This window comes from Pseudoalteromonas sp. NFXS39, assembly GCF_040148775.1.
In the GTDB taxonomy this organism is placed as follows: Bacteria; Pseudomonadota; Gammaproteobacteria; order Enterobacterales; family Alteromonadaceae; genus Pseudoalteromonas; species Pseudoalteromonas apostichopi.
This window is the reverse complement of sequence record NZ_JAGDEC010000004.1, coordinates 62,967-82,206: the sequence shown is the minus strand read 5'-3', so window position 1 is coordinate 82,206 and position 19,240 is coordinate 62,967. Positions and strand designations below refer to the sequence as shown.

20 protein-coding genes and 2 tRNA genes are annotated in these 19,240 nt (G+C 39.9%); 12 read left to right on the top strand and 10 right to left on the bottom strand.

Translation table 11 applies throughout. The annotated features are described in order from the left end of the window. Positions 1-71: 71 nt before the first annotated feature. From purB to J3455_RS08930, 10 genes are all read right to left on the bottom strand, one after another. On the bottom strand, positions 72-1,442 hold the full coding sequence (purB, locus tag J3455_RS08975; RefSeq protein ID WP_130051382.1) for an adenylosuccinate lyase: 1,371 nt from the start codon (positions 1,440-1,442) through the stop codon (positions 72-74). Positions 1,443-1,475: 33 nt separating this feature from the next. Beyond that, entirely contained in the window at positions 1,476-2,078 is a 603-nt protein-coding gene (gene hflD, locus J3455_RS08970; protein WP_130051383.1) for a high frequency lysogenization protein HflD, read from the bottom strand. Continuing rightward, entirely contained in the window at positions 2,078-3,178 is a 1,101-nt protein-coding gene (gene mnmA / locus J3455_RS08965) for a tRNA 2-thiouridine(34) synthase MnmA (RefSeq protein ID WP_130052284.1), read from the bottom strand. Before mnmA ends, hflD begins: the two co-directional genes overlap by 1 nt. Positions 3,179-3,252: 74 nt before the next feature. Next, positions 3,253-3,687: an NUDIX hydrolase gene (locus J3455_RS08960; RefSeq protein WP_167657864.1), complete on the bottom strand. Its 435-nt coding sequence runs from the start codon at positions 3,685-3,687 to the stop codon at positions 3,253-3,255. Continuing rightward, positions 3,680-4,327 carry an rRNA large subunit pseudouridine synthase E gene (locus J3455_RS08955; protein WP_130051385.1) on the bottom strand — a complete coding sequence of 216 codons (648 nt, stop codon included), beginning with the start codon at positions 4,325-4,327 and terminating at the stop codon, positions 3,680-3,682. Before J3455_RS08955 ends, J3455_RS08960 begins: the two co-directional genes overlap by 8 nt. Further along, positions 4,327-4,656: a TusE/DsrC/DsvC family sulfur relay protein gene (locus J3455_RS08950; RefSeq protein WP_130051386.1), complete on the bottom strand. Its 330-nt coding sequence runs from the start codon at positions 4,654-4,656 to the stop codon at positions 4,327-4,329. The genes J3455_RS08955 and J3455_RS08950 overlap by 1 nt, the downstream gene beginning before the upstream one ends. A gap of 3 nt (positions 4,657-4,659) precedes the next feature. Beyond that, on the bottom strand, positions 4,660-4,926 hold the full coding sequence (tusB, locus tag J3455_RS08945; RefSeq protein WP_130051387.1) for a sulfurtransferase complex subunit TusB: 267 nt from the start codon (positions 4,924-4,926) through the stop codon (positions 4,660-4,662). Continuing rightward, positions 4,923-5,279, bottom strand: coding sequence for a sulfurtransferase complex subunit TusC (gene tusC, locus J3455_RS08940; protein ID WP_167657865.1), 357 nt, complete (start codon positions 5,277-5,279; stop codon positions 4,923-4,925). Before tusC ends, tusB begins: the two co-directional genes overlap by 4 nt. Further along, on the bottom strand, positions 5,276-5,629 hold the full coding sequence (gene tusD, locus J3455_RS08935; protein WP_167657866.1) for a sulfurtransferase complex subunit TusD: 354 nt from the start codon (positions 5,627-5,629) through the stop codon (positions 5,276-5,278). Before tusD ends, tusC begins: the two co-directional genes overlap by 4 nt. A gap of 55 nt (positions 5,630-5,684) precedes the next feature. Continuing rightward, complete coding sequence (locus tag J3455_RS08930) at positions 5,685-6,350, bottom strand: Bax inhibitor-1/YccA family protein (protein ID WP_062564480.1); 666 nt, start codon at positions 6,348-6,350, stop codon at positions 5,685-5,687. Between the two features lie 258 nt (positions 6,351-6,608). Here J3455_RS08930 and J3455_RS08925 point away from each other — a divergent pair. The 12 genes from J3455_RS08925 (at position 6,609) to J3455_RS08870 (ending at position 19,238) form a co-directional block, all read left to right on the top strand. Beyond that, positions 6,609-6,699 (top strand) — tRNA-Ser (locus J3455_RS08925). A gap of 41 nt (positions 6,700-6,740) precedes the next feature. Next, positions 6,741-6,831 (top strand) — tRNA-Ser (locus tag J3455_RS08920). A 154-nt stretch (positions 6,832-6,985) separates the two neighbouring features. Next, the gene (locus tag J3455_RS08915; RefSeq protein WP_130051390.1) at positions 6,986-7,381 is read left to right on the top strand and encodes a hypothetical protein; all 396 of its coding nucleotides are present in this window, start codon (positions 6,986-6,988) and stop codon (positions 7,379-7,381) included. Between the two features lie 125 nt (positions 7,382-7,506). After that, entirely contained in the window at positions 7,507-7,968 is a 462-nt protein-coding gene (gene msrC / locus J3455_RS08910; RefSeq protein WP_167657592.1) for a free L-methionine (R)-S-oxide reductase MsrC, read from the top strand. Next, positions 7,965-8,243: a hypothetical protein gene (locus J3455_RS08905; RefSeq protein ID WP_063705577.1), complete on the top strand. Its 279-nt coding sequence runs from the start codon at positions 7,965-7,967 to the stop codon at positions 8,241-8,243. Before msrC ends, J3455_RS08905 begins: the two co-directional genes overlap by 4 nt. Before the next feature lie 14 nt (positions 8,244-8,257). After that, positions 8,258-8,908, top strand: a complete 651-nt coding sequence (proQ, locus tag J3455_RS08900) for an RNA chaperone ProQ (protein ID WP_130051392.1) — start codon at positions 8,258-8,260, stop codon at positions 8,906-8,908. A 27-nt stretch (positions 8,909-8,935) separates the two neighbouring features. Further along, on the top strand, positions 8,936-10,960 hold the full coding sequence (gene prc / locus J3455_RS08895; protein ID WP_239977416.1) for a carboxy terminal-processing peptidase: 2,025 nt from the start codon (positions 8,936-8,938) through the stop codon (positions 10,958-10,960). A gap of 178 nt (positions 10,961-11,138) precedes the next feature. Then, positions 11,139-12,620 (top strand): Na+/H+ antiporter NhaC, encoded by a 1,482-nt coding sequence (gene nhaC, locus J3455_RS08890; protein WP_130051394.1) that lies wholly within the window; start codon positions 11,139-11,141, stop codon positions 12,618-12,620. Between the two features lie 41 nt (positions 12,621-12,661). Further along, the gene (gene pepN / locus J3455_RS08885) at positions 12,662-15,256 is read left to right on the top strand and encodes an aminopeptidase N (RefSeq protein WP_349561565.1); all 2,595 of its coding nucleotides are present in this window, start codon (positions 12,662-12,664) and stop codon (positions 15,254-15,256) included. Further along, the gene (locus tag J3455_RS08880; RefSeq protein WP_167657594.1) at positions 15,256-15,477 is read left to right on the top strand and encodes a DUF2835 domain-containing protein; all 222 of its coding nucleotides are present in this window, start codon (positions 15,256-15,258) and stop codon (positions 15,475-15,477) included. The genes pepN and J3455_RS08880 overlap by 1 nt, the downstream gene beginning before the upstream one ends. A 299-nt stretch (positions 15,478-15,776) precedes the next feature. Beyond that, positions 15,777-17,861 carry a DUF1302 domain-containing protein gene (locus J3455_RS08875; protein ID WP_349561564.1) on the top strand — a complete coding sequence of 695 codons (2,085 nt, stop codon included), beginning with the start codon at positions 15,777-15,779 and terminating at the stop codon, positions 17,859-17,861. Positions 17,862-17,873: 12 nt separating this feature from the next. After that, positions 17,874-19,238 (top strand): DUF1329 domain-containing protein, encoded by a 1,365-nt coding sequence (locus J3455_RS08870; protein WP_349561656.1) that lies wholly within the window; start codon positions 17,874-17,876, stop codon positions 19,236-19,238. The last annotated feature ends 2 nt before the right edge of the window (positions 19,239-19,240 follow it).

The following is a 19,240-nucleotide window of genomic DNA, read 5'->3' as shown; positions in this document are numbered from 1 at the left end:
CATGACCTAAGCGAATTGGTATAAAAAAAGCGAAAGGAAGGCCTTTCGCTTTTTCAAGTCTTTGTTTGAATTTAAGCTAAGTTATCGATGAACTCAACCGCACGACCAATGTAATTAGCCGGAGTTAATTTTTTCATTTCTACTTTTGCTTCTTCAGGTAACTCAAGACCGTCGATGAAATCAGCCATGATTTCTTGGTTTACGCGCTTACCACGAGTAAGGTCTTTAAGTTTTTCATATGGCTTTTCGATACCATATTTACGCATAACAGTTTGGATTGGCTCTGCGAGTAATTCCCAGTTTTGATCTAGCTCTTGTAATAAACGTTCTTCATTTACTTCAAGCTTGCTTACACCTTTTAATGTCGCTTGGTAAGCGATAAGAGTGTAGCCCATACCAACACCTAGGTTACGTAACACTGTTGAGTCAGTTAAGTCACGTTGCCAGCGAGATACCGGTAGTTTTTGTGCAAGGTGAGTAAAGATAGCGTTAGCAATACCTAAGTTACCTTCAGAGTTTTCAAAATCAATCGGGTTTACTTTGTGAGGCATTGTTGAAGAACCAATTTCACCTGCGATTGTTTTTTGTTTGAAGTGGTTAAGTGCAATGTAGCCCCAAACGTCACGGTCAAAATCAAGTAATACAGTGTTGAAACGTGCAACTGCATCGAATAACTCGGCAATGTAATCGTGTGGCTCGATTTGTGTTGTGAACGGGTTGAATGTTAAACCTAGGCTCGTTACGAACTGCTCAGCGTGGCTGTGCCAATCGTAATCTGGGTATGCACTTAGGTGAGCGTTGTAGTTACCTACAGCACCGTTGATTTTACCTAACATTTCTACGTTAGCAATTTGGTCACGTTGACGCTTTAAGCGCATGTAGACGTTTGCAAACTCTTTACCCATTGTAGAAGGGGTAGCTGGTTGACCGTGGGTACGTGTCATCATCGCAACTGACTTGTACTCAACTGCTTTTTCTTTTAATGCATTTAGAAGTTGGTCACAGTATGGAAGTAATACTTTGTCACGCGCTTCAGTTAGCATTAAACCATGAGACAAGTTATTGATGTCTTCTGAAGTACAGGCAAAGTGAATGAATTCGTTAACTGCGTTAAGCTCTGCGTTGTCAGCCACTTTTTCTTTAAGTAGGTATTCAACTGCTTTAACGTCATGGTTAGTTGTGCGCTCGATCTCTTTAACGCGTGCTGCGTCAGCTTCGCTAAAGTTATCAACAATGGCATTAAGTAAAGCATTAGCCTCGTCGCTAAATGCCGGTACTTCTGTGATTGCGCTAGCTGCAGACAAAGCTTGTAACCAACGAACTTCAACAGTTACACGGTATTTGATTAAACCAAATTCGCTGAAAATACTGCGTAGTTCCGTGGTCTTGCTGCCATAGCGACCATCTACCGGAGAGATAGCGGTTAACGCTGAAAGCTCCATAATGACTCCTAAATTGTCTAGTTTGAACGATAATTAAATTGATTGTTTAGCAATAGCGAGGATTTTTCTTTTTGCAAAGAAAAAGTGACGGCGTTTACCGCCCATTTGTCGCCATAACACGGCACTACGAATTCCGGCCAATAATAAGGCGCGAATTTTGTTTTGCGTGAGCTGCTGTTTTAATAACTCTGGCTTGCCGTAAACTTGAATACGATGCCCAAGGGGGCTTAGCACCGACGAGTAAATATCAGCAAGCGCTGCTACTACAGTATCATCTGTGATAGCAAAATGGTCGAGGCGACGTTTAACGTCATCAATGCGACGACCTAATTCATTTAAGCTGCTTTGTTTTGCGCTCAAGGCACGTTCTAATTGCATTAAGCCACCTACGTATTTTACGATTTCGACGTCTTTATCTGCGCCGGCAGAAAGCTGGGCAATCAAAATACGATAGCCTTCACGTAAATTATGTTTACCCTGATATACATCTTCAGGTGTATCAGGTGATGTTTCGACAATACAGCTTAATAACTTTTCTAATTCGTGATCACTGCCTTGGCCATATTGCGCAACTTTTTGTACTTGTTTGGCAACTTGGCACATGGCAGCTAAAGCCATGACTTGGTGCTCTGTCATTACTTAATCACCGAATCAATAATACCACCACCTAAGCAGACTTCATCAGCGTAGAATACGGCTGATTGACCAGGTGTAACCGCTTTTTGTGGCTCATCAAATAATACGCGAGCCATGCCATCTTCACCAACGAGTAATGTACAGCTGATGTCTTCTTGGCGATAACGAGTTTTAACAGTGCAGCGTGTTGTACCTTTAGGGCCGACACGGTCAACCCAGTGTAGTTGATTTGCATTTAAGCCATTGCTGTATAGGCGAGGGTGGTCTTTACCTTGGCCAACAACTAGTACATTGCGTTCAATGTCTTTGTCTACAACATACCAAGGTTCACCCGAACCTTCTTTCATACCACCAATTAAGAGGCCTTTACGTTGACCTAAAGTGTGATACATCAAGCCTTCGTGCTCACCAACTTCATTGCCATCGGTATCTTCGATTTTACCTGGCTGTGCCGGTAAGAATTTTTGTAAGAAATCTTTGAATTTACGCTCACCGATAAAACAAATACCTGTACTGTCCTTTTTATCGTGAGTTATTAAATCTTGCTCTTCGGCAATACGGCGAACTTCAGGTTTAGCAATATCACCTACAGGGAAAAGCGTTTGTGCAATATGTTCATGGCTTAAAGTGTATAAGAAATAACTTTGATCTTTATTGTCATCAAGGCCACGACACATAACAAATTTATCACCCCGTTTTTCACGGCGCACATAGTGACCAGTAGCGATGTAATCAGCGCCGAGTGCTTGAGCTGCAAATTCTAAGAATGCTTTGAATTTAATTTCTTTATTACACATGATGTCTGGGTTAGGCGTACGGCCTGCTTTGTACTCTGCTAAGAAGTACTCAAAAACATTATCCCAGTATTCTGCTGCAAAATTTACAGTATGAAGCTCAATACCTAATTTATCACAGACTGCTTGTGCGTCTTTAAGGTCTTCAGCTGCAGCGCAATATTCATCATTATCATCTTCTTCCCAGTTTTTCATGAACAGGCCTTCAACTTGATAGCCTTGTTGCTTTAATAAATACGCTGATACAGAAGAATCCACACCGCCGGACATACCCACGATGACTTTAATGTGACTATTTTCGCTCATAATATTCGCTGTCATTTTTTAACTGCTATGGAAAGGCCGATATTATATACCCAAACCAGCCAAAATCACAGCCGTTATTGGTAAATCAAACTAAGTGGATAGGCTTTACCAGCTAAATGATCTTCAATGCATTTTAAAACGAGGGGGCTTCTCAGTGGTAGGTTTTTAATTTGTTCAAAACTAAACCAATCTGCGCTGAGAATATCATCATCCTGGGGGGAGGGTGCTATTAGTGTAGGGCAATTAAAAGCAAAACTAAAACGCATATAGTGAACGCCATTTGCGGCATGCAAATTATAAATGCCAACAAGGTGATTGGCATTAAGGCTAATGCCAGTTTCTTCAACAAGTTCGCGATGAGCTGCTTCTGCTAAGGTTTCATTGGCTTCTAAATGACCTGCTGGTTGGTTATAACAAATTTCACCTGTGTGCTTATCGCGCTCTTTAACAAGTAAATATTTGTCTTGACACCTGACGATTGCAGCAACTGTGACATTAGGTTTATGCATCGGGATTGTTCACGACTTTAAACTGGCCACTGTCCAAACCATCAAGAGTATAGTTACCAATGCTATATCTAATTAATCGCAAAGTAGGGAAACCAACATGGGCTGTCATACGGCGAACTTGGCGGTTTCTTCCTTCAGTGATGGATATTTCTAACCAGCTAGTTGGAATATTCTTTCGTTCGCGAACGGGCGGGGTACGCGGCCAAATTGCGGGTTCATTAATTCGCCTAACCTTGGCAGGCTTGGTCATGCCATCTTTAAGCTCTACGCCTTTGTTAAGCGCAAAGATAGCCTCATCAGTAACATCACCTTCTACTTGCACCCAATACGTTTTTGCTGTTTTTTTATTGGGTTCAGTGAGAGTGTGTTGTAATTTACCGCAGTTTGTAAGTAGCAACAGTCCTTCACTATCTCTGTCTAGGCGTCCTGCTGCATAAACGTCTTTAATAGTAATAAAGTCGGCAAGCGTTTTGCGGTTTTGATCATCAGTAAACTGGCAAAGCACATCAAATGGTTTGTTAAACAGTACGACTTTACGTTTCTCTGGGCTAATTGCTTTTTTTACTTCACGTTTTTGTATCGGCCTTGAGTATGTTCGGCCACTACTGCGACGTGGTTTACTTTTAGGTTTGTTTACCATTAAATGCACCTAGCTGGTTTAGGTAAACCTGCAATTTTAGTTGCTTGCTTAGCAGGACCTTTAGGGAAAAGTTTGTACAAGTACATGCTATTACCTTTTTCTTCACCAAGCTTTTGAGCCATAGCTTTGACCAACATACGAATAGCTGGGCTGGTGTTGTATTCAAGATAAAAATCACGCACAAAGTGCACAACTTCCCAGTGCTGTTCACTTAAAGTAATGTTCTCTTGTTCAGCAATAATAGGCGCTAGATCTTCACACCAATCATTTGAATCAAGTAAATAACCTTGTTTGTCTGTTTCTATTTGTTTGTTATTAAATTCAAGCATGGTTTACCAAGTAATTGTGTTCTGTGCATTTAAAGTCATTTCTACAAACTGTGTGTAGTCTATTACGATATCCTCTTTATTGAGTGAAATATCGCGAGCTGTAGTATCTTCTTCAAGTAAATATAGACAGGATGAGAACTGCTTAAATTGCATATTGTTATAACAAGCATCACTGACTAGTAGTACCTTATCCTGTGCAGTAATTAGATTAGCCAACATATTATTGCAATAGTGAGATAAGGGTTTCGAAAAAATATGCAATGTACTCATAACGTCACCACCTGATGCTGCTCTGTAATTAAGTCTCGCTGTTGCTCAAAGTTAGCTACTTTAACATCGATAATCAGACTATCTTCTGAAAGGTTAAAATCCATTAACGACTTTTCACAGACATAAATGTTTTCAACATCGTATAACTCAAGGGTTTTAATGGTTTTAAAATAGTTTTTAATGCCAAGTTGCTCTGGCTGTTGATTTTTTTTCAGAGCTAATACTGCCTCACCACTAAGAAGCCAACTAATGTTTTGTTCGATAGCAGCAAAAATCAGTGTAGTGTCGAGTGATTCACGAATATGTTGATCATCAAATGGACTGTGTTGACTGATCACAAGAATGTTTTTCATTTAAACTGCACCCATTTATCAGCTTCACTTACTAACATTGCAAACTCAGCTAAGCCAGCAACTGTAAACACGCCTGTGTTATCAATATCTAACCCTCGTTTTTCTGCAGCAGTAACACAAAGAAGCAGAGGAACATCTTGCGAGTTTAATTCTTGCCATAAACGATTAATTGGTAACTCATCACTGGCAAGTTCTAAATGATTACTTGCGTGGAAAACACCTGCTTGATAAAGAAAGATAGCTGTAATTGAGTGACCAGAATCAAGACAAGCTTGCGCAAATTTAATTAGCCGTTGTGTCGTGTCATGATCGGTCGGCGCGGTATGAAGAGAAAGTACAAATTGTGCCAAAACGCATCCAATAAAAAAGCCCCTAGAAAGGGGCTATTTTAGCAGAACTATTTAATTAGTCATCACTTGCACCAAGTAGGTGTAGAAGTGACGTAAATAAATTATACACGTTCAGATATAAAGCAACTGTTGCGCGGATGTAATTTGTCTCACCGCCATTAATAATGCGGCTAGTGTCAAATAATATTAAACCAGACATAATCAATACAACGGCAGCGTTAATTACCATAAAGGTAATAGAGCTACCAATAAATAAATTTACTAAGCTTGCGATAATTACCACAATTAAGCCCACTGTTAAAAAACCACCCATAAATGAGAAATCTTTTTTAGTGGTTAGAGCGTAAGCTGATAAGCCGAAGAAGATTAAGGCTGTCGAACCTAGGGCTTGCATAATAAGCATAGGGCCATTTGGCATTGCAGCGTAGTAGTTAAGCATTGGACCAAGTCCTGCGCCCATCAAACCTGTGAAAACGAATACCCAGGCAACACCTGATGCACTGTCTGCCTTTTTGTTGACAACAAAAAGTACACCAAATGCAATCAAGCTAAATACTAACCCCATAAAATAAGGTAGATTCATTGCCATTGAAATACCTGCTGTTACTGCGCTAAATGCCAGTGTCATAGCTAGTAAGAAATAGGTATTCTTCAAAACTTTATTGGTTTCAATAGTCGACATTACTGGTCTAGCAGTATTGTACGATTGATTAAACGCCATTGTTAGAGCTCCTTTAAATGAACTTATACGTTCGTTAGTTCCAATTATTAAACTGAACTAAGCCTATCAAGAGTTATATATTTGGGCAAACTATTGTGGATCAATAGACAAGATAAATAATAGAAAAGTTCAAATCGATTATATTTTGAGTTTGATTGTGTTAATGCTGAACGATTTAGTTGTTTTTTAATCACTTAAACAGTTTTTTGAAAAAAAAGCTTCACAAACCCGGCTTCCTTATCTATTATGCACGCCGTCGGAGAGATGGCAGAGTGGTCGAATGCACCGGTCTTGAAAACCGGCAGGGGTTTGTAGCCCCTCTAGGGTTCAAATCCCTATCTCTCCACCATTATTTTTACTACTTGCGTAAGCGGGTAGGTTTTCGCATTCGGAGAGATGGCAGAGTGGTCGAATGCACCGGTCTTGAAAACCGGCAGGGGTTTGTAGCCCCTCTAGGGTTCAAATCCCTATCTCTCCACCATCATTGAAGCCGCTGAATTTATTCAGCGGCTTTTTTGTTTCTGCCGTTTTATTCCTTTGCCAAGCAAATTACGACTATTGTCGATATTTCGCATTTTCCCTAGTTAGTCCATGCTTAATACTTCTCGTATTATCTTTGTGGCATTAGGGAATTTATGAAACATCGTTTAGCAAAGAGTGTAGGACTTTCTTTATTATCGCCTGTGATCGTTGGTTGTATCTTAGGCCTTTATTATGCGTTTTCACTTGAAGGAAATGGCTTTAGTATTTTCTTCAACTTACTTGTCAGTGCAATAGCCAATGCACACATTGTAGGCTTAACTATGGCTGCATTTGTGGTACCTGGCTACCTGCTTATGTATAAGTATGCGAAAGTAAATTATTCAGGTGTGCTGACACTGGGTTTACTAGGTGGAGCTATCTTTAGTTACTTATTGAGTGCTACAACAGGTATGGCATTTGTAGTCAATGCTGTCATGTCTGCCCTTGCAGCAGGGCTGTTTTTATTTGGTTTAAGACAGGGCCTTACAGCACAATCTTCTCATCAATAGCAGAATAATTAATCAAGCTGAATGAAATTGAGGGCAAAATGTTTTTTTTTGCCCTCAAAAGGTTTCATTTGTCGTCTACAAAGAGTACCTTTAGCTACTGTATGTTTAATAAGAAGTAGTTTGGTATGCAAAAGCAAGATTTTTACCAGTCATTAGTTAAACAAACTGAATCGCTAATCACTGGTGAATCAAATATCATTGCCAACATGGCAAATATTAGTGCGCTGTTATTTACCTCACTAGAGGACGTAAATTGGGCGGGCTTTTATTTGATGGATTCACCTGAAGAATTAGTGCTAGGGCCGTTTCAAGGTAATCCTGCATGTATCCGTATTCCAGTAGGTAAAGGGGTATGTGGAACTGCCGCGCAAACACAACAAACACAACTCATTGAAGACGTGCATGCATTTGCTGGCCATATTGCCTGTGACGCTGCATCTAACTCAGAAGTAGTTGTGCCGATTTTCAAAGACGGTAAAGTATTTGCTGTACTTGATATCGATAGCCCAAGCATTGCGCGATTCGATGCTGATGATCAAGCTGGTTTAGAAGCATTGGTAAAGTGCTTTGAGGCAAATCTAAAATGAAAGATCTGCTAAATGTGCAAGATTACCTCTTTGCAATTGCTGATGTTGGTGATTGGGAAGGGGAAGAAGAAGTTGTTGCTGAAAGGCTCAACGACCTGATTCACATGGCTTGGGATCGTCTACCGGATGACCTTGACTGTGAATCAATTGATGAAATTATAAATGGTATTTGGGAACACCTTCGTGGTGATTTAGCGCTTATTGAAGCGGACTTCGAAGAGTTGACCGACTGGGTAACACACTATGTCGATTCATCACTTGATGAAAAGATGTAATAAAAGGTTCTAAGATGGAAACCACAAACAAGCTAAAAGATATTAATGAAGTACTGGATTTCTTATATCAAGAATTTCCACAATGTTTTAAACAAAAAGACGGTATTCAGCCGCTTAAAGTCGGTATCTTTAAAGATATTGCTGAGCGCATTGAAGGTTCTGAGAAGGTAAGTAAAACTCAGGTACGTCAAGCATTAAGAAAGTACACCTCAAATTGGCGCTATTTAGAAGCAGTGACAAAGTCTGAGTTCCGTATCGATCTTGATGGTAATCAAGACGAAAAAGTTGAACAAGAGCACATTGAGCACGCACAAAAAGCGTTAGAAGAAAGCCGCGCTAAAATGGCGAAGCGTAAGAAGCCGCAGCGTCCACGTAAAGACGGTGACACAAAATCTTACAAAAAGAATACTGGCCACCACGCTAAATCAGGCGAAAAAGGCGCTAAAGTAAGTAATAAGCCAGCTAAAGCTGCTCCTGCAAAACGTTCAGGAAAAGTTGAACCTTTACCTGCCTCTGAGGTCAAGGTTAATAGCAAAGTTAAAGTTAAACTTGGCCAAGCACTTGTAAACGCAGTTATTACTGAAGTGAATAAAGATGAAGTTCACGTTGAGTTAGTAACAGGGATGCAAGTTAAGACCAAAGCAGACAGCCTGTATATCATTTAATAGCTGTAAAAAATAAAGGAGTTGTGTATGAGTAAAAAGTTTACGCTCATTCCGTTAGTCGCTGCCCTGTTTTCAGGTTCATTATTGGCATCTTCAGACAATTTGACTGAAAAAGATCTGCCAGTACTCAAGCAAGAAAGCCAACATAGTACGGCAAGCAAACGGGTGACAAACTTATTTACTCGTGCACATTACAAACCAATTAAATTTAACGATCAATTATCTGAAAAGGTTTTTGATCGATACATTGAATCTCTCGACTACAACAAAAATGTATTTTTAGCCTCTGATATTGCTTCTTTTAAGCAGTATAAAGATCAGTTTGATAATGCATTGTCGACAGGTAAATTGGGATTTGCCTTTGATATTTTTAACTTAAGCTTAAAACGTCGCTTTGAACGTTATGATTATTCTTTATCGCTGCTTGAAAACGAAATGAAGTTCGATAAAGAAGATGAGTATCTGTTCGACCGTGAAGATGCCAATTGGGCAACAAGCCAAGCTGAGCTTGATGAACTTTGGCGTCAACGAGTCAAGTACGATGCTTTACGATTAAAAATGACGGGTAAAGACTGGCAAGGCATTAAAGAAGTCTTGACCAAACGTTACCACAATGCGCAAAAACGCTTAGTGCAAACTAATAGTGAAGATGCTTTTCAAATCGTGATGAATTCATTCGCACGAAGCATTGAAGCGCATACCTCTTATTTATCACCTCGCCGTGCTGAGCAATTTAAGATGGACATGGATCTTGAATTAGAAGGCATTGGTGCTGTGCTTAGCTATGATGAAGACTATACAGTAATTCGTAGCTTAGTACCTGGTGGCCCGGCTGATAAGTCAGAACAAATTAAAGCAGATGACCGTATTATTGGTGTTGCCCAAGAAGGTGAAGAGTTTGTTGATGTGATTGGCTGGCGTTTAGATGACGTAGTTGATCTGATCAAAGGCCCAAAAGGGACAAAAGTTCGCCTGCAATACTTAAAAGGTGCAGATGCTCACGGTACACCTAAAGTAGTTGAAATCACTCGTGATAAGATCCGCTTAGAAGACCGCGCTGCAAAATCTGAAGTATTTGAAGCAAAATACTCTGACTTAACCAGCAAAATTGGTGTGATTGAAATCCCAGGTTTCTACAACAATTTATCGCAAGACGTTAAAATTGAAATTGCGAAATTAAAAGAAGCCAAAGTAGACGGTATTATCATTGATTTACGTCAAAATGGTGGGGGCTCACTCTACGAAGCAACTCAGCTTTCTGGTTTATTCATAGACCAAGGTCCAGTAGTGCAAATTCACACGTTAAATAATCGTATTGAAGAGCAAAAAGACCGTGACGGCGTCACTTTTTATGATGGCCCACTCACTGTTTTAGTTGATCGTTACAGTGCATCAGCCTCAGAGATTTTTGCTGCAGCAATGCAAGATTATGGCCGTGCAATTGTGATTGGTGAACAAACATTTGGTAAGGGTACAGTACAGCAGCATAAACCCCTTGGCCGCGCCTATGACTTATACGATCACCCATTAGGTAGCGTGCAATATACAATCGCTAAGTTCTACCGTATCAATGGCGGAAGCACGCAGCACAAGGGAGTGATCCCAGATGTGTCATTCCCATCAGCAATTGAACCATCGGAGTGGGGCGAGAGCCAACAAGATAATGCCTTACCTTGGGATAGTATCATTCGCGCTAAATATAATTCAGTCGATAACTTGAAACCAGCTATTGCTTACGTTAATAAGCTTCATGATTCGCGAATTGCAGATGAGCCGGAGTTTGGTTATGTGTTTGATGACATTAAGCGCTACCAAGAAGAGAAAGACCGTAAAACTATCTCACTGGTTGAAGCGACGCGTTTAAAAGAGAAAGATGAAAGTGAAGAGCGTGCTTTAGAGCGTGCTAATGAACGATTAGTTCGCCTTGGTGAAAAGCCAGTAGAAAAGCTTGATGATTTACCTGATAGCCTTGATGAACTAGACCCTTTCTTAGAAGAGGCTGCATTAATCACGCAGGATTTTATTAAATATGGTCGTATTGCTAAGAAATAATTGGCAATTAAATAGCAATATTGATTAATAAAAAGGCGCTTAGGCGCCTTTTTTGCTACCTAAAACAGGTCAGGTTGTTATAATTGCAGGATATGGCTGCCCAAAAGCCACTGAAGTTTTGCGTCAAGCTTACAATAATAATTAAACACGCCACATAAGACGTGTAGGAGACTATCTTTTGAATTCAATTGAAGAGAAGCCAATTAAACAGGCCAGTTTTTTAGATGCCTTGATCCCAATTACTGTGCTCGTGTGCCTGCTAGGCGCCGCTGTTTATTTATTCGGTGATAATTCATCATCAGGTCCTAACCAAATCGCTTTATTATTCGCTACTTTTACTGCAGCATTAATTGGTTTAAAAAATGGTTATACCTGGAAAAAACTAGAACAAGCCATGATTGAAGGGATCACCTTATCACTCGGTGCAATTATCATTCTGCTAATGGTGGGTGCCTTAATTGGTACTTGGTTGTTATCGGGTACTGTACCAACTCTAATTTACTATGGGCTACAAATAATCAATCCTAGCTGGTTTTATGCGGCTAGCTGCTTAATTTGTGGCATTGTAGCTATGAGTATAGGCAGTTCTTGGACCACAGCGGCGACCATTGGTGTGGCGTTATTAGGTGTTGCAACAGGCCTTGGCCTTGAACAAGTTGTAACGGCGGGTGCGGTTATTTCTGGTGCCTACTTTGGTGATAAATTAAGCCCACTTTCTGAAACAACTAACTTAGCACCTGCTGTAGCTGGTGCTGATTTATTTGAACATATCCATCATATGCTTTGGACAACAGTGCCAAGCTTCATCATTGCCTTAATCATTTTTATCTTTATGGGCTTTAATGCTGGAGGCTCAACAGAAGCAGGGCGTATTGATGAAATCGTTAATTTATTAGAGCAAAACTTTAATATCGGTTTTGAAATGCTAGTACCACTGGTTGTGTTATTGCTTTTAGCAATTCGTAAAATGCCGGCGTTCCCTGCAATATCGATTGGTGCGGTGTTAGGTGCGATTTGGGCTATGTTATTTCAGTCAGATTTAATTAACAGCCAAATTGATGCATCACAAGGCCATCTGATTGGCTATTTTAAGTTAGTTTGGACAACTTTCTTTGATGGTTTCAGTATTGACACTGGCGACGAAAAAATGGACTCATTATTAAGCGGTGGAGGTATGGCTGGCATGCTGACAACTACTTGGCTAATTATGACGGCCTTAATGTTTGGCGCAATCATGGAAAAAACCGGATTACTTGATATGTTCGTTAAGAGCATCTTAAAAATTGCTAAAAGCACTGGCTCTCTTATTACTGCAACTATTGCAACCTGTATTGGTACTAATGCAGTTGCAGCTGACCAATACATCGCAATTGTTGTTCCTGGTCGTATGTTTAAAGACGAATATGAAAAGCGAGGCTTAAAGCCGGTAAATCTCTCTCGTACGTTAGAAGATGGTGGCACAATTACTAGCCCTCTTATTCCTTGGAACACCTGTGGTGCCTATATGCAAAGTGTTTTACTAATCAATCCATTTGATTATGCCATGTACGCATTCTTTAATTTAATTAATCCATTATTAGCGATTGTTTATGCCTATTTGGGTATTAAAATTTTACGTATTACCCCAAAACACCTTAAACAACAAGCTAACGCTGAATAAACTATTTAGGCCCTGCTAAGCAGGGCCATTTGGAGTCAGTTATGTCTGCTACGAGTAAACCTCAAGCTCAATATTTAAAAGATTACCAAGCCCCACAATTCTCAATTCAACACATCGATTTACATTTTGAACTAGCGCCGTTAAAAACCTCAGTACAGTCAACAATGACAATCAATCGTACTGACGAAAGTAATGCTGATCTTTCTCTAGATGGTGTTGATTTAACACTAATTTCTGTGATGGTTGATGACAAAGCTTATAATGATTACACGCTCGAAGATGAAAAGCTGATTATTCATAATTTGCCTAAAAATTTTATACTTAAAATTGAGAACCAAATTGACCCGCAAACAAACACCTCATTAGAAGGATTGTACCTGTCAGGCGGTGCTTACTGTACGCAATGTGAAGCTGAAGGTTTTAGAAAGATTACCTATTACCTCGACCGACCAGATGTACTTGCCAGCTTTGATGTGACAATTATTGCCGACAAAAAGTACACTCATTTACTGTCTAATGGTAACCAAATTGAATCAGGTAACTTAGATGACGGACGTCACTTTGTAAAATGGCAAGACCCATTTAAAAAGCCGAGTTATTTATTTGCACTTGTTGCTGGTGATTTTGATGTGCTACGTGACCATTATACAACCCAGTCTGGTAGAAAAGTTGAATTAGCCTTGTTTGTGGATAAAGGCAATTTATCGAAAACGCCCCACGCGATGACGTCTTTAAAGAAGTCAATGCAATGGGACGAAGAGCGCTTTAACCTTGAATATGATTTAGACATTTACATGATTGTTGCCGTTGATTTCTTCAACATGGGTGCAATGGAAAATAAAGGTCTCAATATCTTTAATTCAAAATGTGTTTTAGCAAATCAAGAAACGGCCACCGACAAAGATTATCATACGATTGAGTCTATAGTTGGCCACGAGTATTTCCATAACTGGACAGGTAATCGAGTCACTTGCCGAGACTGGTTCCAATTGTCGTTGAAAGAAGGGTTAACGGTTTTCCGTGATCAAGAGTTTAGTAGTGACTTAGGCTCCCGTGCACTTAATCGTATTGATGCAGTTAAAGTTATGCGAACTCACCAATTCAGTGAAGATGCAGGGCCTATGGCGCACCCAATTCGACCTGAGAAAGTCATTGAAATGAATAATTTTTATACTGTGACTGTGTATGACAAAGGAGCTGAAGTTATCCGTATGATGCACACCTTACTGGGAGAAGAGAAGTTCCAGCTAGGTATGGCATTGTATTTCGAGCGCCATGACGGGCAAGCTGTTACCTGTGATGATTTTGTGGCTGCAATGAGTGATGCATCCGGTATTGATTTAACGCAATTTAAGCGATGGTACAGCCAAGCGGGTACACCAAAGCTCAATGTAGAACAAGTGTATAATGAACAAAATCAGACTTTTACATTGAGTATTGAACAATTCGCACCTGATAATCAGCCTAACAATGCCTTATTGCACATACCGTTTGCTATTGAGCTTTTAGATAGTGAAGGGCAGTCGCTACCTCTTGTGATTGATAATCAGCCACAAGATTCGGTATTAAATGTTACTGAAAAAACGCAGAAATTTGTTTTTGAAGATATTACACAGCGCCCAGTAGCAGTGCTACTTGAAGATTTCTCAGCGCCATGCATTGTTAATCAAAATACGTCTGCAGCTGATCTGTTACATATTATGCGTTTTGCTCGCAGTGACTTTTCACGTTGGGATGCTCAGCAGCGTTTATTTACGAATGAAATGAAAGCGGCGATTGCCAGTGGTGAAGCTTGTTTATCTGATGATATCTTGTCGGCATTAAAGCTACTAGTTGATAATCGTGAAGGTGACCTCGCACTAATTGCGGAGCTGTTAAAACTGCCTAGCTACGATACTCTTGCTGCAGAATATGCCGTCATCCCTGTTGATGACATTATTGCTGTGCAAAATGCATTTGAATCGCAAATTGCCAACTTCCTAACAGAGTCATTGGTTAATTGTTATAACGCCCTTGATGACGATGGTTCAACATCCGCTACAGCCGTTGCCGTACGTGCTCTTAAGCAACTTTGTTTATACTATTTAGCGAAAACAAATCATAGCGAAGTTAGCAGCTTAATTAGAGAATCTGCAAACAGTAGCAATATGACCAACGCCCTTGCTGCATTAAGTGCTGTGGTTAAAGCAAACCATCCACTGTGTGACACACTGCTAAATGAGTTTGATGCTAAATGGCGTCATGATGTGCTTGTTATGGATAAATGGTTTGCCTTACAAGCAATGAAAGATTCAGCAACGAGTATCAACGATATTAAAGCACTCTATGGTCATCCTAGTTTTGACTTTGGTAACCCTAACCGAGTGCGTGCATTAGTTGGTAGCTTTAGTCACTTTAATATCACTCAGTTCCATCGTGCAGATGGAAAAGGGTATCAATTACTAGGTGATTTACTGGTTAAGCTTAATGATATTAACCCGCAAAATGCATCGCGCATGCTGACACCGTTTATGTCATGGAAACGCTATGATGAAAATCGTTCAGCGGCAATGAAAGCACAATTGCAACGCTTAGCTGATTTAGATGGTCTCAGTGATGATTTGTTTGAAAAAGTTGAGAAAGCTCTCGAAAGTTAATGAATGAGTATTACTTTGCCTTGTATCTGAGTTATTCAGAATGTCTTGATTACTATCATGGTAAATATAAATCTGTGCAAGTCACAGAGGATGGTGGCAAGACTGTTCGCTTTGATGCAAACCATTTACGCCCTTTTATTTCATCCTTAGGTATAAGAGGGCGCTTTAGGTTGACATTAACCGCTGAAAATCAGTTTTTAAAACTAGAGAAAATTAGTTAAAAAGCAGCTTTGGCTGCTTTTATTTTGTACTTTTTAATCACTAAAAAGTCAATTTTCACTGTCTACTATTCTCTAAATTTATTATATTTTTGTTAATTCGATTTGTTCTATTGTTAATTTACGTGTATAAAATATCTGGTATGACGTCTTACCAATGCGTAAACGTCACATTTTTAAATAAATATTAACCGATTGAACGCGTTCTATATTGTAATTTTACTGTTTCGCTTCTATCGTTAGAAAGATACTAAAAACAACAATTTGATCACAAAACAACCCGTTACAGGGGGATGAACACAATGATAAAACGATCGCTTTTTGTTAAAAACAAAATAGCTTTGGGACTCGCGGCGGCTACACTCGGACTCTCAAGCACATCTTTGCACGCGGCAAACTTTGAATTAGGTGACTTTGACATACGTTTTGACTCTAATTTCTCTTATGGCCAAAGTATTCGTGTTGAAGACCGAGATTTCAAACATATAGGTAAAAGTAATAATCCTTCATTCGATTGGACGGGTTATCATTCTGCTTTAAATCCAATCTATTCTTCTGCTGATGTATGGAACCAACCAGGTGCATATTCAAATAATGGTGATGCAGGTAATCTTAATTTTGATAGTGGTGATTCATTTTCAAAATTATTAAAAGGTAACCACGAGCTATCAATCAGCAAAGATAACTTTGGTTTCTTCACTCGCTTTATGTACTTCTACGACTTTGCGTTGATGGATGGTGATTACGCATATAGCAATCCAACTTCAGGCAATAAAGTTGATCCATGTGATGATGACGACACAAAAGAACAAGTGTGTGCTGATTTACGTTTACTCGATGCCTATGTATGGGCAAACTTTGATTTAAATGAAGGTCGTAACCCACTGTCTATTCGTTTAGGCCAACAAGTTGTTAACTGGGGTGAGAGTACTTTGATTTCGCATGGTATCAACGTAAACCCAGTTGATATCGATCGATTAAAAGCCCCTGGTGCAGAATTAAAAGAAGCGTTCATACCTGTAGGTATGCTTTGGGCATCCCTCGGTATTACAGATAATTTAACGCTAGAAGGTTTCTACCAGTATGAATGGCATGAAACACGTCTTCCTGCGGCAGGTACATATTTCTCGACTAACGATTTCGCGTCTGAAAATGGTTATCAGCAAAATATACAACTGGGCTTCACCTCTAACCCAGATATTGATTTAGCATTCTTAACAGAAAGCTTAAATAATTTAGATGACATTGTTCGCTCGGAAGGTGTTGATCCTACATCAGCACAAGGTCAAGCAATGATGGCACAAATGTACCTAGCTTATCCGACCAAAGTGGCATTAAAAGGCAAAGGTTCTGCAGGTAAAAACGAACCTGATGACGGTGGTCAATATGGCTTACGCCTAGGTATGTACTTACCTGAATTAAACGACACTGAAGTGGCGTTATACCACATTAACTATCATAGCCGTCGCCCGGTAATTTCTGGTCAGGTATCTAACTTCACTGATGCGGCAATAGCTGCCGATATCGGTATGTTACTAACGACAGAAATCACAGAAGATAATGTAACAGGCTTACAAGCATTTACTAAAGGACAGCTAGAATACCCTGAAGATATTAAGCTTTATGGTCTAAGCTTTAATACATCAGTCGGTGAAACAGCGCTTGCTGGTGAATTTGCATTCCGTCAAGACGAACCACTTCAAATTGATGACGTAGAGTTACTTTACGCGGGTATGCCTGAGCAATTAGCGGTTGCAGGTATTCGTCCTGACTTTGCTGGTATTTCACAAATGAGTTTAGGCGATGCTACGAGTGTTGTAGGTCCAGGTGAAGTTGCACAAGGCTTTATTCTTCGTAACACAGCACAATTACAATTTACTGCAACGCATTTATTTGGTCCTTCGCTAGGTGCTGATAGCTGGGCGGTAGTTGGTGAAATTGGTGGTGTACGTATTAATGATATGCCAGATTACGATGAGCTTCGTTTAAACGTTGCCGGTACTGGTCGAAGCGGTATCATGCAAGGCCCATTAAGCGATGATTATTCAACGCTACACTTAGGTCTTTCAAACGGTCCTGAAACGAATCCATTCCCAACGGCTTCTGCATGGGGTTATCGCCTAATTGCCAAAGGTGATTATTATAACTTCTTTAGCGGTGTTAACTTCTCACCACGTTTTGTGTTCTCGCACGATGTAAATGGTATTACACCTGATCCAATGTTCTTATTTGTTGAAGACCGTAAATCGCTCGGTGTTACCATGAACTTCAACTATCAAAATGCGTGGTCATTCGACTTTAGCTACAACTCGTTCTGGGGTGGTGGCGCAACGAATACTTTCTCTGACCGCGATTATGTTTCTTTCAATATTAAATATTCAATCTAAGGGTAAATTATGATTATTAGAAAACCTACCCTCATCGCAGCAGCATTTTGTGGCTTTTTTGCAAGCTCAAGTGTACTTGCAAAAATTACCGCTGATGAAGCGGCTCGTTTAGGTAATGATTTAACGCCTATTGGCGCAGAAAAAGCAGCAAACAAAGATGGCTCTATTCCGGCTTGGACTGGTGGTATAACAAAACCACCTGCTAGTTATAAGCCTGGTATGCATCATCCTGACCCGTTTGCTGATGATAAAATCTTATTTACGATTGATAAATCGAACGTTGACCAGTACAAAGATTACTTGAGCCCAGGTCAAGTTGAATTATTCAACACGTATCCTGATACGTTCAAGATGAATATTTACCCAACTCGTCGTAGTGCGTCTTATCCTCAGTTTGTATACGATGCAACTAAAAAATATGCAACGACAGCTGAGTTAGTAGAAGGTGGTAACGGTATTAAAAATACCGCTGTAGGTGTTCCGTTCCCAATTCCTAAAGATGGTTTAGAAGCTATTTGGAACCACTTACTACGTTTCCGTGGTTTATCAATTGCGCGCTCTGGTGGTCAAGCAGCACCGACAGCGTCAGGTTCATACAACTATGTAGGTTTTGATGAGCAACTATTAGTTGAATACTCATCACCTGAAGCAACGCCAGAGAAACTACAAGAATCTAATATCTTGTTTAAGTTTAAGCAAAAAGTAACTGAGCCTGCTCGTCTTGCAGGTACTGCGTTACTAGTTCATGAAACCATGGACCAAATATTAACGCCACGCCAAGCATGGACATACAATTCAGGTCAGCGTCGTGTTCGTCGTGCACCTAATGTTGCCTATGATGCACCTGGAACAGCAGCTGACAGCTTACGTACGACTGATGATTTTGATATGTTCAACGGTTCTCCGAATCGTTACAACTGGACATTAAAAGGTAAGCAAGAGCTTTATATTCCTTATAACAGCTACAAGCTTCACAGCGACAAACTAAGCTACGATGATATTTTACAAGCAGGTCATATCAATCCTGAGCATGTTCGTTATGAAAAACACCGTGTTTGGGTTGTTGAAGCGAACCTGAAAGAGGGTACTCGTCATATTTATAAGAAACGTGTTTTCTATATTGATGAAGATAGCTGGCAAGTACATGTAACGGATATCTATGATAACCGCGATCAAATGTATCGTGTAGCGATGGCTCATGGCCTTAACTACTATGAAGTACCTACTCATTGGAGTACGTTAGAAGTTTATCATGACCTTAACTCTCGTCGTTATTTAGCAATTGGTTTAGATAATCAAGAAAAAATGTATGATTTCTCACAATCATTCAACGATAACGAGTTTACTTCAAGCGCATTACGCCGCGAAGGTCGTTAATA

Coding starts and splice junctions, on each gene's coding strand:
- purB (WP_130051382.1), bottom strand. CDS start 1,442: ATGGAGCTTTCAGCGTTAACCGCTATCTCTCCGGTAGATGGTCGCTAT.
- hflD (WP_130051383.1), bottom strand. CDS start 2,078: ATGACAGAGCACCAAGTCATGGCTTTAGCTGCCATGTGCCAAGTTGCC.
- mnmA (WP_130052284.1), bottom strand. CDS start 3,178: ATGAGCGAAAATAGTCACATTAAAGTCATCGTGGGTATGTCCGGCGGT.
- J3455_RS08960 (WP_167657864.1), bottom strand. CDS start 3,687: ATGCATAAACCTAATGTCACAGTTGCTGCAATCGTCAGGTGTCAAGAC.
- J3455_RS08955 (WP_130051385.1), bottom strand. CDS start 4,327: ATGGTAAACAAACCTAAAAGTAAACCACGTCGCAGTAGTGGCCGAACA.
- J3455_RS08950 (WP_130051386.1), bottom strand. CDS start 4,656: ATGCTTGAATTTAATAACAAACAAATAGAAACAGACAAACAAGGTTAT.
- tusB (WP_130051387.1), bottom strand. CDS start 4,926: ATGAGTACATTGCATATTTTTTCGAAACCCTTATCTCACTATTGCAAT.
- tusC (WP_167657865.1), bottom strand. CDS start 5,279: ATGAAAAACATTCTTGTGATCAGTCAACACAGTCCATTTGATGATCAA.
- J3455_RS08930 (WP_062564480.1), bottom strand. CDS start 6,350: ATGGCGTTTAATCAATCGTACAATACTGCTAGACCAGTAATGTCGACT.
- J3455_RS08915 (WP_130051390.1), top strand. CDS start 6,986: ATGAAACATCGTTTAGCAAAGAGTGTAGGACTTTCTTTATTATCGCCT.
- msrC (WP_167657592.1), top strand. CDS start 7,507: ATGCAAAAGCAAGATTTTTACCAGTCATTAGTTAAACAAACTGAATCG.
- J3455_RS08905 (WP_063705577.1), top strand. CDS start 7,965: ATGAAAGATCTGCTAAATGTGCAAGATTACCTCTTTGCAATTGCTGAT.
- proQ (WP_130051392.1), top strand. CDS start 8,258: ATGGAAACCACAAACAAGCTAAAAGATATTAATGAAGTACTGGATTTC.
- prc (WP_239977416.1), top strand. CDS start 8,936: ATGAGTAAAAAGTTTACGCTCATTCCGTTAGTCGCTGCCCTGTTTTCA.
- pepN (WP_349561565.1), top strand. CDS start 12,662: ATGTCTGCTACGAGTAAACCTCAAGCTCAATATTTAAAAGATTACCAA.
- J3455_RS08880 (WP_167657594.1), top strand. CDS start 15,256: ATGAATGAGTATTACTTTGCCTTGTATCTGAGTTATTCAGAATGTCTT.
- J3455_RS08875 (WP_349561564.1), top strand. CDS start 15,777: ATGATAAAACGATCGCTTTTTGTTAAAAACAAAATAGCTTTGGGACTC.